The organism is Pseudomonas sp. R4-84 (genome assembly GCF_054130985.1).
Genome location: NZ_CP096390.1, coordinates 3,415,076 through 3,428,094, shown reverse-complemented (window position 1 = coordinate 3,428,094; position 13,019 = coordinate 3,415,076). Strand labels below are relative to the sequence as shown.

At 62.2% G+C, this 13,019-nt stretch carries 15 protein-coding genes; 7 read left to right on the top strand and 8 right to left on the bottom strand.

The genetic code is table 11. The features are described 5' to 3' along the window. Nucleotides 1–276 precede the first annotated feature (276 nt). From M1D68_RS15425 to cysG, 6 genes are all read left to right on the top strand, one after another. Nucleotides 277–2,685 carry a DNA translocase FtsK gene (locus M1D68_RS15425; protein WP_420765879.1) on the top strand — a complete coding sequence of 803 codons (2,409 nt, stop codon included), beginning with the start codon at nt 277–279 and terminating at the stop codon, nt 2,683–2,685. A gap of 57 nt (nt 2,686–2,742) precedes the next feature. After that, the gene (gene lolA, locus M1D68_RS15420) at nt 2,743–3,366 is read left to right on the top strand and encodes an outer membrane lipoprotein chaperone LolA (RefSeq protein WP_420765880.1); all 624 of its coding nucleotides are present in this window, start codon (nt 2,743–2,745) and stop codon (nt 3,364–3,366) included. A gap of 166 nt (nt 3,367–3,532) precedes the next feature. Then, entirely contained in the window at nt 3,533–4,858 is a 1,326-nt protein-coding gene (locus tag M1D68_RS15415; protein ID WP_434559581.1) for a replication-associated recombination protein A, read from the top strand. Then, entirely contained in the window at nt 4,855–5,229 is a 375-nt protein-coding gene (gene crcB / locus M1D68_RS15410) for a fluoride efflux transporter CrcB (protein WP_207961507.1), read from the top strand. The genes M1D68_RS15415 and crcB overlap by 4 nt, the downstream gene beginning before the upstream one ends. 15 nt (nt 5,230–5,244) lie before the next feature. Continuing rightward, nucleotides 5,245–6,525 (top strand): serine--tRNA ligase, encoded by a 1,281-nt coding sequence (gene serS, locus M1D68_RS15405; RefSeq protein WP_457967502.1) that lies wholly within the window; start codon nt 5,245–5,247, stop codon nt 6,523–6,525. Beyond that, complete coding sequence (cysG, locus tag M1D68_RS15400; RefSeq protein WP_457967500.1) at nt 6,526–7,920, top strand: siroheme synthase CysG; 1,395 nt, start codon at nt 6,526–6,528, stop codon at nt 7,918–7,920. Nucleotides 7,921–8,073: 153 nt separating this feature from the next. Here the strand turns inward: cysG and M1D68_RS15395 are convergent, their stop codons facing one another. The 7 genes from M1D68_RS15395 to M1D68_RS15365 form a co-directional block, all read right to left on the bottom strand. Further along, on the bottom strand, nt 8,074–9,060 hold the full coding sequence (locus M1D68_RS15395; RefSeq protein WP_434559575.1) for a glutathione S-transferase family protein: 987 nt from the start codon (nt 9,058–9,060) through the stop codon (nt 8,074–8,076). Between the two features lie 88 nt (nt 9,061–9,148). Beyond that, nucleotides 9,149–10,150 (bottom strand): glycosyl transferase family protein, encoded by a 1,002-nt coding sequence (locus M1D68_RS15390; RefSeq protein ID WP_457967498.1) that lies wholly within the window; start codon nt 10,148–10,150, stop codon nt 9,149–9,151. Then, the gene (locus M1D68_RS15385) at nt 10,147–10,482 is read right to left on the bottom strand and encodes a TusE/DsrC/DsvC family sulfur relay protein (RefSeq protein WP_457967496.1); all 336 of its coding nucleotides are present in this window, start codon (nt 10,480–10,482) and stop codon (nt 10,147–10,149) included. Before M1D68_RS15385 ends, M1D68_RS15390 begins: the two co-directional genes overlap by 4 nt. After that, nucleotides 10,479–10,772: a sulfurtransferase complex subunit TusB gene (gene tusB / locus M1D68_RS15380; protein WP_434559569.1), complete on the bottom strand. Its 294-nt coding sequence runs from the start codon at nt 10,770–10,772 to the stop codon at nt 10,479–10,481. Before tusB ends, M1D68_RS15385 begins: the two co-directional genes overlap by 4 nt. Next, nucleotides 10,772–11,134 carry a sulfurtransferase complex subunit TusC gene (gene tusC, locus M1D68_RS15375; RefSeq protein ID WP_457970745.1) on the bottom strand — a complete coding sequence of 121 codons (363 nt, stop codon included), beginning with the start codon at nt 11,132–11,134 and terminating at the stop codon, nt 10,772–10,774. The genes tusB and tusC overlap by 1 nt, the downstream gene beginning before the upstream one ends. Beyond that, entirely contained in the window at nt 11,134–11,526 is a 393-nt protein-coding gene (tusD, locus tag M1D68_RS15370; protein ID WP_420765889.1) for a sulfurtransferase complex subunit TusD, read from the bottom strand. The genes tusC and tusD overlap by 1 nt, the downstream gene beginning before the upstream one ends. Nucleotides 11,527–11,624: 98 nt before the next feature. Beyond that, entirely contained in the window at nt 11,625–11,954 is a 330-nt protein-coding gene (locus M1D68_RS15365; RefSeq protein ID WP_434559567.1) for a DUF6388 family protein, read from the bottom strand. Nucleotides 11,955–12,086: 132 nt separating this feature from the next. On the opposite strand from M1D68_RS15365, the gene M1D68_RS15360 reads away from it, so the two are divergent. Then, nucleotides 12,087–12,437: a hypothetical protein gene (locus tag M1D68_RS15360; protein ID WP_420765891.1), complete on the top strand. Its 351-nt coding sequence runs from the start codon at nt 12,087–12,089 to the stop codon at nt 12,435–12,437. Between the two features lie 55 nt (nt 12,438–12,492). Here the strand turns inward: M1D68_RS15360 and M1D68_RS15355 are convergent, their stop codons facing one another. Further along, nucleotides 12,493–12,924 (bottom strand): GNAT family N-acetyltransferase, encoded by a 432-nt coding sequence (locus tag M1D68_RS15355; RefSeq protein WP_457967493.1) that lies wholly within the window; start codon nt 12,922–12,924, stop codon nt 12,493–12,495. Nucleotides 12,925–13,019: the final 95 nt, after the last annotated feature.

The following is a 13,019-nucleotide window of genomic DNA, read 5'->3' as shown; positions in this document are numbered from 1 at the left end:
CAAATTGGCGCCCAAGACCCCCTGATCATGGCTATGCTGTCGCCAAGCGTGCGGGCAATGCCTTGGGCATGACAAACCCGTACAATGCTTGGGTTTTGAACGCAGGATGAGCGAAAGATCAAATCTTCAGCGACTCCTGTGGTTTTCCGGACGCATGCCACAGTGGTAAAAGTAGTACCGGTTGGGCACATTCACTTTTTTTACCTGCTCGTCATGGGCAGTTTTTCATAGTCATTCAACAGATGGACGCGCCTTGGGCGCAGGAAAAGAAGCGTTTTGAAGAAATCCACCGCAGCACCCAAGACAGTCGTTCCGCTCTGGCGCCAACAATTGCACTACCGGCTCAAGGAAGGTGCGTTGATCGCCATCGGTGCCTTGTGCCTGTTCCTGATGATGGCCTTGCTGACCTACGGCAAGGACGATCCGGGCTGGAGCCACAACAGCAAAATCGAAGACGTGCAGAATTTCGGCGGTCCGGCCGGTTCCTACAGCGCCGACATCCTGTTCATGGTGCTGGGCTATTTCGCCTATATCTTCCCGCTGCTGCTGGCGATCAAGACGTACCAGATATTCCGCCAGCGCCATGAGCCCTGGCAGTGGAGCGGCTGGCTGTTCTCCTGGCGCCTGATCGGCCTGGTCTTCCTGGTGCTGTCGGGAGCCGCGCTGGCCCATATTCATTTCCACGCCCCCACTGGCCTGCCCGCAGGGGCGGGTGGCGCACTGGGTGAAAGCCTCGGCGACCTGGCCCGCAATGCCCTGAACATCCAGGGCAGCACGCTGCTGTTCATCGCCTTGTTCCTGTTTGGCCTGACGGTGTTCACCGACCTGTCGTGGTTCAAGGTGATGGACGTCACCGGCAAGATCACCCTTGACCTCATTGAATTGATCCAGGGCGCGCTGAACCGTTGGTGGGCGGCGCGCAACGAACGCAAGCAACTGGTGGCGCAACTGCGTGAAGTCGACGACCGCGTCCATGACGTTGTGGCGCCGACGGTGACTGACAAACGCGAGCAGGCCAAGGTCAAGGAGCGCCTGATCGAACGCGAGCAGGCCCTGAGCAAGCACATGTCCGAGCGCGAAAAGCAGGTGCCGCCGGTCATCACCATGGCCCCGGCCAAGCCGCCGGAGCAAAGCAAGCGCGTGCAGAAAGAGAAACAGGCACCGCTGTTCGTCGACAGCGCGGTGGAAGGCACCTTGCCGCCGATCTCGATCCTCGACCCGGCCGAGAAGAAACAGCTCAACTATTCCCCCGAGTCCTTGGCGGCCGTCGGGCATTTGCTCGAAATCAAGCTCAAGGAGTTCGGTGTGGAGGTCTCGGTGGATTCGATCCACCCGGGCCCGGTCATCACCCGTTACGAAATCCAGCCGGCCGCCGGCGTGAAGGTCAGCCGTATCGCCAACCTGGCGAAGGACCTGGCGCGCTCCCTGGCCGTGACCAGCGTGCGGGTGGTGGAGGTGATTCCCGGCAAGACCACCGTGGGCATCGAGATTCCCAACGAAGACCGGCAGATTGTGCGCTTCTCCGAAGTACTGTCGACGCCGGAATATGACAACCACAAGTCGCCGGTCACCTTGGCCTTGGGTCACGACATCGGCGGCAAGCCGGTCATCACCGACCTGGCGAAAATGCCCCACCTGCTGGTGGCCGGTACCACCGGCTCCGGTAAGTCGGTGGGCGTGAACGCGATGATCCTTTCGATCCTGTTCAAGTCCGGCCCGGAAGACGCCAAGCTGATCATGATCGACCCGAAGATGCTCGAATTGTCGATCTACGAAGGCATCCCGCACCTGCTGTGCCCGGTGGTCACCGACATGAAGGACGCGGCCAACGCCTTGCGCTGGAGCGTTGCCGAGATGGAGCGCCGCTACAAGCTGATGGCGAAGATGGGCGTGCGCAACCTGTCGGGCTTCAACGCCAAGGTCAAGGAAGCCGAGGAAGCCGGTACACCGCTGAGCGACCCGCTGTATCACCGCGAAAGCATCCACGACGAAGCGCCGCTGCTGCATAAGCTGCCGACCATCGTCGTGGTGGTGGACGAATTCGCCGACATGATGATGATCGTCGGCAAGAAGGTCGAAGAACTGATCGCCCGTATCGCCCAGAAGGCCCGTGCGGCCGGTATCCACCTGATCCTCGCCACGCAGCGACCATCGGTGGACGTGATCACGGGCCTGATCAAGGCCAACATCCCGACCCGCATGGCGTTCCAGGTGTCGAGCAAGATCGACTCGCGGACCATCATCGACCAGGGCGGCGCCGAGCAATTGCTGGGTCACGGTGACATGCTCTACATGCCGCCCGGCACGAGCCTGCCGATCCGTGTCCACGGCGCGTTCGTCTCCGACGATGAAGTACACCGCGTGGTGGAAGCCTGGAAATTGCGCGGCGCGCCTGAATACAACGACGACATCCTCAACGGTGTCGAAGAAGCAGGCAGCGGTTTTGAAGGCAGCAGCGGTGGAGGCGGTGATGATGATGCAGAGACCGACGCGCTTTATGACGAAGCGGTGCAGTTCGTGCTCGAAAGCCGCCGTGCCTCGATTTCCGCCGTGCAGCGCAAGCTGAAGATCGGCTACAACCGCGCCGCTCGCATGATCGAGGCCATGGAAATGGCTGGGGTCGTGACGGCCATGAACACCAACGGTTCACGCGAAGTGCTCGCGCCTGGCCCGATGCGCGACTGATTACCCGGGCGACGTGACGATGCGTCGCTCGAACCCCACGAATTCATGAGGACTCCCATGCGCCTGATTCGCATGTTGCTGTTGCCCGTACTGGCCTTGTCTACTTTTTCGGCCCACGCCGGCGAAAAGGACGTGGCCCGCCTGACCCAGTTGCTGGGCGGCTCCCAGACCCTGACTGCGCGTTTTTCCCAGTTGACCCTCGACGGCAGTGGCACCCAGCTGCAGGAAACCGCCGGTGAAATGGCCCTTCAACGTCCTGGCCTGTTCTATTGGCACACCGATGCTCCCGCCGAACAACTGATGGTTTCCGACGGCAAGAAAGTCTCGCTGTGGGACCCGGACCTGGAGCAGGTGACCATCAAGACTCTTGACCAGCGCCTGACCCAGACGCCAGCGTTGCTGCTGTCCGGTGACATCTCGGAGATCAGCCAGAGCTTCGACATTACCTCCAAGGAAGCCGGCGGGGTGATCGACTTCACCCTCAAGCCCAAGACCAAGGACAGCCTGTTCGACAGCCTGCGCCTGTCGTTCCGCAACGGCCTTGTCAACGACATGCAGCTGATCGACAGCGTTGGCCAGCGCACCAACATCCTGTTCACCGGGGTCAAGGCCAATACGCCGATCGCCGCGTCCAAGTTCAAGTTCGACATCCCCAAGGGTGCGGATGTGATCCAGGAATAACCCAATGGCCCTGTGGGAGCGAGCCTGCTCGCGATGGCGGCGGATCAGTTGGAATTGATGTAACTGACCCACCGCTATCGCGAGCAGGCTCGCTCCCACAATGGATTGTGGTGTTCAATCAACTAACTGATCGGCAACAGGACCCTGCGGAGGTTTTGTAGTAATCATGGACCTGTTTCGAAGCGCCCCGATTGCCCAGCCATTGGCCGCCCGCTTGCGCGCGACCAACCTGGATGAGTATGTCGGTCAGGAACACGTGCTCGCTCGCGGTAAGCCTCTGCGCGAAGCCCTGGAGCAGGGTGCCTTGCACTCGATGATTTTCTGGGGGCCGCCGGGCGTGGGCAAGACCACCCTGGCGCGGCTGCTGGCGGAGGTTTCTGACGCGCATTTCGAAACGGTCTCGGCGGTGCTGGCCGGGGTCAAGGAGATCCGCCAGGCCGTGGAAATCGCCAAGCAACAGGCCGGCCAGTACGGTAAGCGCACCATCCTGTTCGTCGACGAAGTACACCGGTTCAACAAATCCCAGCAGGACGCTTTCCTGCCCTATGTGGAAGACGGCACGCTGATATTCATCGGCGCCACCACCGAAAACCCTTCGTTCGAACTCAACAACGCCTTGCTGTCGCGGGCGCGGGTCTATGTGCTCAAGAGCCTCGATGAAACCGCGATGCGCAAGCTGGTGCATCGCGCGCTGACCGAAGAGCGGGGCTTGGGCAAGCGCCAGCTCAGCCTCAGCGATGAAGGTTTCCAGATACTCTTCAGCGCCGCCGACGGCGATGGCCGGCGCTTGCTTAACCTGCTGGAAAACGCCTCGGACCTGGCCGAAGACAACAGCGAGATCGGCGTCGAGCTGCTGCAAAGCCTGCTGGGCGATACCCGCCGACGTTTCGACAAGGGCGGCGAGGCGTTCTACGACCAGATCTCGGCCCTGCACAAATCGGTACGCGGCTCCAATCCCGACGGTGCCCTGTACTGGTTTGCGCGGATGATCGACGGCGGTTGCGATCCGCTGTACCTGGCCCGGCGGGTGGTGCGCATGGCCAGCGAGGACATCGGCAACGCCGACCCTCGGGCCCTGAGCCTGTGCCTGGCGGCCTGGGACGTGCAGGAGCGCCTCGGCAGCCCGGAGGGCGAGCTCGCCGTGGCCCAGGCCATCACTTACCTGGCCTGCGCACCGAAGAGCAACGCCGTGTACATGGGCTTCAAGGCCGCGATGCGCAGCGCCACCGAACACGGCTCCCTCGAAGTACCGCTGCACCTGCGCAACGCACCGACCAAGCTCATGAAACAGTTAGGTTATGGCGATGAATACCGCTATGCCCACGATGAGCCCGACGCTTATGCCGCCGGCGAAGACTATTTTCCCGAAGAACTCGAACCCCAGCGCTTCTACCAGCCCGTACCTCGAGGCCTTGAGTTGAAGATTGGCGAAAAGCTCAACCATTTGGCCCAGCTGGACCGATTGAGTCCACGACAGCGGAGAAAACCGTGATCCCCTTGATTCTCGCAGTCTCCGCTGGGGGCGTTGCCGGTACGTTGTTGCGTTTCGCCACGGGCAACTGGATCAGCGCAAATTGGCCGCGGCACTTCTATACCGCGACGCTGGCCGTTAATATCGTGGGCTGTCTGCTGATCGGCGTTCTTTACGGCCTGTTTTTGATTCGTCCCGAGGTGCCCATCGAGGTGCGCGCGGGGTTGATGGTCGGCTTTCTTGGCGGCCTGACGACTTTTTCATCTTTTTCACTGGATACGGTGCGCCTGCTGGAAAGCGGGCAGGTGCCGCTGGCCCTTGGCTATGCGGCCATCAGCGTGTTCGGCGGGCTGCTCGCCACCTGGGCCGGCCTGTCCTTGACCAAACTTTGATAACGAGAGACCGACATGCTCGATTCCAAACTGTTACGTAGCAACCTTCAGGACGTAGCGGACCGCCTGGCTTCCCGTGGCTTTGCCCTGGACGTCGCGCGCATCGAAGCGCTGGAAGAACAGCGCAAGACCGTCCAGACCCGCACCGAGGCCCTGCAGGCAGAACGTAACACGCGCTCCAAGTCCATCGGCCAGGCCAAGCAGCGTGGCGAAGACATCGCGCCGCTGATGGCCGATGTCGAGCGCATGGCGGGCGAGTTGAGCGCCGGCAAGGTCGAGCTGGACGCGATCCAGACCGAGTTGGATTCGATCCTGTTGGGCATTCCGAACCTGCCTCACGAGTCGGTGCCGGTCGGTGAAGACGAAGACGGCAACGTCGAAGTACGCCGCTGGGGCACGCCGAAAACCTTCGATTTCCCCGTGCAGGACCACGTGGCCCTGGGCGAGAAATTCGGCTGGCTCGACTTCGAAACCGCCGCCAAGTTGTCGGGCGCGCGTTTTGCCCTGTTGCGCGGGCCGATCGCCCGTCTGCATCGGGCGCTGGCGCAGTTCATGATCAATCTGCACGTCACCGAGCACGGCTACGAAGAGGCCTACACGCCGTACCTGGTCCAGGCCCCGGCCCTGCAAGGCACCGGCCAGTTGCCAAAGTTCGAGGAAGACCTGTTCAAGATCGGTCGCGACGGCGAAGCCGACCTGTACCTGATCCCCACTGCCGAAGTGTCGCTGACCAACATCGTCGCGGGCGAAATCGTCGATGCCAAGCAACTGCCGATCAAGTTCGTTGCCCATACGCCGTGCTTCCGCAGCGAAGCCGGCGCGTCGGGCCGTGATACCCGCGGCATGATTCGCCAGCACCAATTCGACAAGGTCGAAATGGTGCAGATCGTCGAGCCGTCCAAATCCATGGAAGCCCTGGAAAGCCTGACCGCCAACGCCGAAAAGATTCTGCAACTGCTGGAGTTGCCGTATCGCACCCTGGCGCTGTGCACCGGCGACATGGGCTTCAGCGCGGTCAAGACCTATGACTTGGAAGTCTGGATCCCGAGCCAGGACAAGTACCGCGAGATTTCGTCGTGCTCCAACTGTGGCGACTTCCAGGCCCGCCGCATGCAGGCGCGTTTCCGCAACCCGGAAACCGGCAAGCCGGAACTGGTCCACACCCTCAACGGCTCCGGCCTGGCGGTGGGTCGTACGCTGGTGGCGGTGCTGGAGAACTACCAGCAGGCTGACGGCTCGATCCGTGTGCCCGAGGTGCTGAAACCGTACATGGGCGGCATCGAGGTCATCGGCTAAATGGACTATTTGCCACTGTTCCACAACCTGCGCGGCAGCCGCGTGCTGGTGGTTGGCGGCGGGGAGATTGCCTTGCGCAAGTCTCGCCTGCTGGCCGATGCCGGCGCATTGTTGCGGGTGGTCGCACCCGAGATCGAACCGCAGTTGCGGGAACTGGTCGGTGGCAGCGGCGGCGAATGTGTCCTGCGGGGCTACGTGGAAGCGGACCTGGACGGTTGTGGCCTGGTCATCGCCGCCACGGATGACGAACCGCTCAATGCCCAGGTCTCGGCGGACGCCCACAAGCGCTGCGTGCCGGTCAACGTGGTGGACGCGCCGGCGCTGTGCAGCGTGATTTTCCCGGCGATCGTCGATCGCTCGCCCCTGGTGATCGCGGTGTCCAGCGGCGGCGACGCGCCGGTGCTGGCGCGGCTGATCCGCGCCAAGCTGGAAACCTGGATTCCGTCGACCTACGGGCAGTTGGCCGGTTTGGCGGCGCGCTTTCGCAATCAGGTCAAAGGCTTGTTTCCCGATGTCCAGCAACGGCGGGCCTTCTGGGAAGAAGTGTTCCAAGGCCCCATCGCCGACCGCCAATTGGCCGGGCAGGGCGCCGAAGCCGAGCGGCTGTTGCGGGAAAAGATCGACGGCCAGGCGCCGAATGCGCCGGGTGAGGTCTATCTGGTGGGCGCCGGGCCGGGTGATCCCGACCTGCTGACGTTCCGCGCCCTGCGCCTGATGCAACAGGCGGACGTGGTGCTGTACGACCGTCTGGTGGCGCCGGCCATCCTCGAACTGTGCCGCCGCGACGCCGAACGGGTCTACGTCGGCAAGCGCCGCTCCGAGCACGCCGTGCCCCAGGACCAGATCAACCAGCAACTGGTGGACCTGGCCCGGCAAGGTAAACGTGTGGTGCGGTTGAAGGGCGGCGATCCTTTTATCTTCGGTCGTGGTGGCGAAGAGATCGAAGAGCTGGCGGCCCATGGCATCCCGTTCCAGGTGGTCCCAGGCATCACTGCCGCCAGTGGCTGCGCGGCCTACGCCGGGATTCCGCTGACCCATCGCGATTATGCCCAGTCGGTGCGCTTCATTACCGGTCATCTAAAGGACGGCACCAGCGACTTGCCATGGGCCGATCTTGTCTCGCCAGCACAGACGCTGGTGTTCTACATGGGCTTGGTGGGGCTGCCGGTGATTTGCAACGAGCTGATCAAGCACGGTCGCGCGGCGGACACGCCGGCGGCGTTGATCCAGCAAGGCACGACTTCAAACCAGCGCGTTTTCACCGGCACGTTGGCGGACTTGCCACGGCTGGTGGCGGAGCATGAAGTCCATGCGCCGACGTTGGTGATTGTTGGCGAAGTGGTGCAGTTACGCGAGAAGCTGGCTTGGTTTGAAGGGGCTCAGGGGCAGGGCTGAGGACCGCGTCGCCCCCTTTCGTCGGAACGCCGCCCGGAGCAGGCTCGCTCCCACAGGGGGGCTGTGTGCAGCCACAGATTGTGGTTCAACACGAATCAAATATGGGAACGAGCCTGCTCGCGATTGGCCTTCAGAGGCAATAAAGATTGCGGATCAGCTTTCAGCCCGAAGCCAAATCCCTTTCCCGCTCAACCTCTCTCGATCGTGGGCCACCGTGAAATCCTGCCCCGGCCCCTTGGGCACGATCCCATTCGGGTTGATGGTCTTGTGGCTGCCGTAGTAGTGCCGCTGGATATGGGTGAAGTCTACGGTCTCGGCAACGCCCGGCCACTGATACAGCTCGCGCAGCCAGTTCGACAGGTTCGGGTAATCGGCGATGCGGCGTAGGTTGCATTTGAAGTGGCCGAAATACACCGCGTCGAAACGAATCATCGTAGTGAACAAGCGGATATCCGCTTCGGTCAGGTATTCACCCGCCAGGTAGCGACGGGTTTGCAGCAAGGCTTCCACTCGGTCCAGTTCGACAAACAGTTGATCGAAGGCTTCTTCATAAGCGGCCTGGGTCGTCGCGAACCCAGCACGGTATACGCCGTTGTTCACCGCTGGGTAGATGCGCTCGTTCAACCCATCGATCTCGTGGCGCAGGTGCTCGGGATACAGGTCCAGGTCGTTGCCGGTCAGGCCATCGAACGCGCTGTTGAACATGCGGATGATTTCCGCCGATTCGTTGTTGACGATGCGCCGTTGCTGTTTGTCCCACAAGGCCGGAACGGTCACCCGGCCGGTATAATCCGGCGTGTCGGCGGTGTAGCGCTGGTGCAGGAAGCTCAGGTTGTCCAGTTTGTCGCCGGTCGAGCCGTGGGTCTTGTCGAACGTCCAGCCGTTTTCCAGCATCAGATAGCTGACCACTGAAACGTCGATCAGCGCTTCCAGGCCCTTGAGCTTGCGAAAGATCAGCGTGCGGTGCGCCCAGGGGCAGGCCAGGGAGACATACAAGTGGTAGCGCCCGGCCTCGGCGGGGAAACTGCTTTTGCCGTCGGCGGTGATCCAGTCGCGGCGTTGCGCCTGCTCACGCTGGAAACTGCCGTCCTTGCTTTCATACCACTGGTCCTGCCAGCGACCCTCGACCAACAAACCCATCTGAACGTCCTCTCTCAATAATCATTGGAGACGAGTCTATTCCGATAGGTTCGAACTAATAGCGCAAAGGTTGGGCGTCGATGATCGACTAAATCGATCTATCGCGCGCATCCCAATACTGCCGGGCCTTGTCGAACGCTGCTTCTCGGGTAAGGCCCAAGCCGCGCAAGGCCAGGGCCATGGTGGCGATCAGCGCCAGCTGCGGATAACTGTCCTCGAGGTCACCGCGCCATACCGCTTTCAAATGCTCGGGGTCGAGGCGCTCCGGCTTGACGTGGCGCTGTTCGGACAGTCGCGGCCATTCTTCATCCCAACTGGCGCCGCCGGTGGTGCCGTACAAATGGCTGTCGGCGTCGGGGTTGATCTCGATCTCGCCGCCGTCGCCCTTGATCACGATGCTGGTGTCGCCCAGCAGTCCGCTGGCCTCGCGATGCACGGCCTGGTAGCCGGGATGGAAGATGCTTTGCAGGCCGCAACGCGCACCCAACGGGTTGAGAATGCGCGCCAGGGAATGAATCGGCGAGCGCAAGCCCAGCGTGTTGCGCAGGTCGATCATGCGCTGCATTTGCGGCGCCCAGTCCACCAGCGGCATGAAGGCCAGGCCGCCGTTGTCCAGCGCCGCGCCGACCTGCTGCCAGTCGCGGCACAAGGGCATGGCCAGCAAATCCAGCAGCTGTTCCGTGTAGAGCCGGCCCGCCGTGTGGGCGCCGCCGCCGTGCATGAAGATTCGCATACCGTTTTGCCCGAGGCATTTGGCGGCCAACAGATACCAGGGCAGATGACGCTTCTTTCCGGCGTAGGTTGGCCAGTCGAGGTCTACCGCCATGGCCGGGATAACCAGGCGCTGACGCAGGGCGTCGGTAAACCCCGCCATTTCCTCAGCGCTTTCCTCCTTGTGCCGCAACAGCATGAGGAACGCGCCCAGTTGGGTTTCTTCGACCCGCTCATCCAGCACCATGCCCATGGCCTCCCGCGCTTCGTCACGGGTGAGGTTACGGGCGCCGCGCTTGCCCTTGCCAAGGATGCGCACGAACTGGGCGAACGGGTGTTCGGCAGGGGTTTGGAGGGTCAATGCTGGAAAGTCGGTCATAGGCAATTCGTCGGTTTGGGCAGGCCCGCCAGCTTGGCGGCGAGTTTGGCGGGAGTGCCTTTGAACAATCGGTTCAGGTGCAGGCTGTTGCCCTTGTCCGCCCCCAGTTTCAGCGCGGTGTACTTGATCAGCGGGCGGGTGGCCGGAGACAACTGGAACTCAGCGTAGAACGCGCGCAGCAGTTCGAGGATTTCCCAGTGTTCGGGGCTCAGCTTGATGTCTTCGGCGGTGGCCAGGGCCGTGGCCACGTCGGCGGACCACTCATTGAGATCAGCCAGGTAGCCATCCTTGTCCAGCGCAATGCTGCGCTCGCCCACGTTCAGGGTCTTCATAGCCAGCTGTTGACCTTGTCGTGCTGGATCGAGAGCTCGACGAAGGCCGCATAATCGATGGCCTCGGCCCAGTCCGGAATGGGCAGGGCGCGGGCCTGTGCATCTTCGGCCAGGATGAACACCTTGGCGCCGCCGGCCCGCAGCGTGTCGAACGGCACGGTACCGGTTCGCAGCGCATACGTTGCGTCGCCGCACAGCAGCAGCGCGTCTTGGCTTCCCAGGATCCGCAGGCAACTGGCGAGGCGGCTGTCGCCGAAAGGGGAATGAGACAACACATGCAAAGTCGACATCAGAGGGTAATCACCTGGTCGTAACGGTCAATGAGCGCGGCGATGTCCGCAGCGCCCAGCGCTTTGAGGTCGTCCAGCGCCAGGGCATCGACGGCGAGACCGCGCTGTGCGGCGCTGTCGGCGCAGACGAACAGGTCTTCGACGCCAAACATCGGCAACGCCTGCAAGTTGGCGCTCAAGTCTTTTTGCCGGACGGCCTTGGCATCCTGACCGGCGGCGAGCTGGAACACGCCGTCATCGAGAAACAGCAGACCGATGGGCAGGTCGAAGGCGCCGCCGGCCAACACGATGTCCAGCGCTTCCCGTGCACAGGGGCCGGACCAGGGGGCCTGGCGGCTGATGAGCAACAAAGACTTGGCCATCATGTGCCTCCAAAACAGATCAAGCGGTCGGCGTCCTGGATCGCATCGTGCAACTGGCCCAGCCCGGACAACGCCCACGGCGCTTGGACACTGGCCGCCGAACGCTGGTAACGCTGGGCTTCTTCCTCGTTAAGCACGCCACGGCGCAACGCCGCCGCAATGCACACCACGCCGTCGAGCTGGTGCTCGCTGACGAAGGCGCGCCATTGCTGGGGCAGGTCTTGCTCGTCCTGGGGCGTGACGACGCTGTTGGCGGCGTTGTAGACGCCGTCCTGGTAGAAAAACAGCCGCACGATCTCATGCCCACCGGCCAAAGCTGCCTGGGCAAACAGCAAGGCGCGGCGCGAGGAGGGCGCGTGGGCGGCGGAAAACAGCGCGATGGCGAACTTCATGACAGACCCGATCAGCGAAACTGCGGCCATGATAATGCTTTATGGGCGGTGGGGCGATTCTCAGAGCATGTGTGAGCACCTGGCCCACAGCCTCAACCTCAGAGTTCGAGGCCATACAGCTCGCAATACTCCGGCCATTCCATTCCTGCCATCTCCGCCACTTCCTTGTGAACTTCCATGCGTTGGGCCTGGTAGTCCTCGGCTGAATCGGTCGTCAGCAGCAGCGTCAGTTCCCAGGCGAACAATCCGGCGCTCTCGGCCTCGGCTTCGAAGGCTTCATGCAACCGCTCGGCGCGGTACTGCGCGGCGGTTTCGCCCTTGGCCTGGGCCAGCAGCGGGTTGAGGTTGTCCAGTTCGTCGCGCAGCTCGGGGCGTTGCTCGAGAAAAATCTGCAGGGCTCGTTCGTGTTGCTGTTCGGTTGTCGCCATGGTCGCTCCTGGGTCAATGATCTGACAGGTTGCGTGAATAGATAGCCGTTGTCGCGCGCAAATTTCAATCATGGCGCACGGCAACGAGGGGCGCAGTGCTACAGTCGGTTTTTTTCCAGAAGAGTGAATGCAATGCGAATGCTGATGGTGGCCGTGGCCGCAACCCTGCTGGCCGGCTGCGCGGGTTCGGCGATGGAGCAGGCCCGGACCCAAGCCCCCTACAAGACCCTGTCCTCGGACAAGCCGGAACAGAACGTCGCCCAATGCGTGAAGTTTGCCTGGGAAGACGAAGCGGCGTTCGGGGTCGATGCCGGCGCCTATCTGCAGCCCGGCAAGCAAGGCGGCTCGACGGTGTACACCCGATCGGCCGAGTCGTTTGTGGATCTGCAAGCCAGCGCCACGGGCACGGCGCTGAATTATTACGCCAAGCATGATGATTTTGTCGCCAAGCGCCGGTTGGCGGCGTTGGCGACGTGTCTCTAAGCCGATAAACCGAGGTGTTTGCCTTCGCGAGCAGGCTCGCTCCCATAGGTTGAGCTTAATTCTCGAGATCCAGGCGCTTCTGGAAAAAGTAGCGCCGGTGACCCGGCGGATAGTCATCGATCTGGCCGCACTGGGTGAAACCCTGTCTGCGATAGAAATCCGGAGCCTGGAAGTCGAAGGTGTCGAGCCAGATGCCCACGCAATCCTTTTCCCTGGCCAGTTGTTCGGCCATGCGCATCAATTCCGAGCCCGTGCCCTCGCCGCGCGCCTGTTCGGGCACCACCAGTAATTCGATATAGAGCCAACGAAAAAATACCCGGCCATACAGGCCGCCGACGATTTCATCGTGCTCGTCGCGCACCAGCCAGGCGACCGCTTCCGGTGCGCTTCCACCGGTCTGGGCGGTGTTATAGGCGCGTAGCGGCGCGAGGATGGCCTGGCGTTCTTCATCGGTTGGAGCGTCCGTGCGGTCGATTCGCAGCGTCATCGGCGATGTCCTTGTGCGGGGATGATCAAGCACGCGAGCCTACAGGAAACGAGCATATTGTTTAAACCGAGCCATACTCCTGTGTGCTTTTGAAG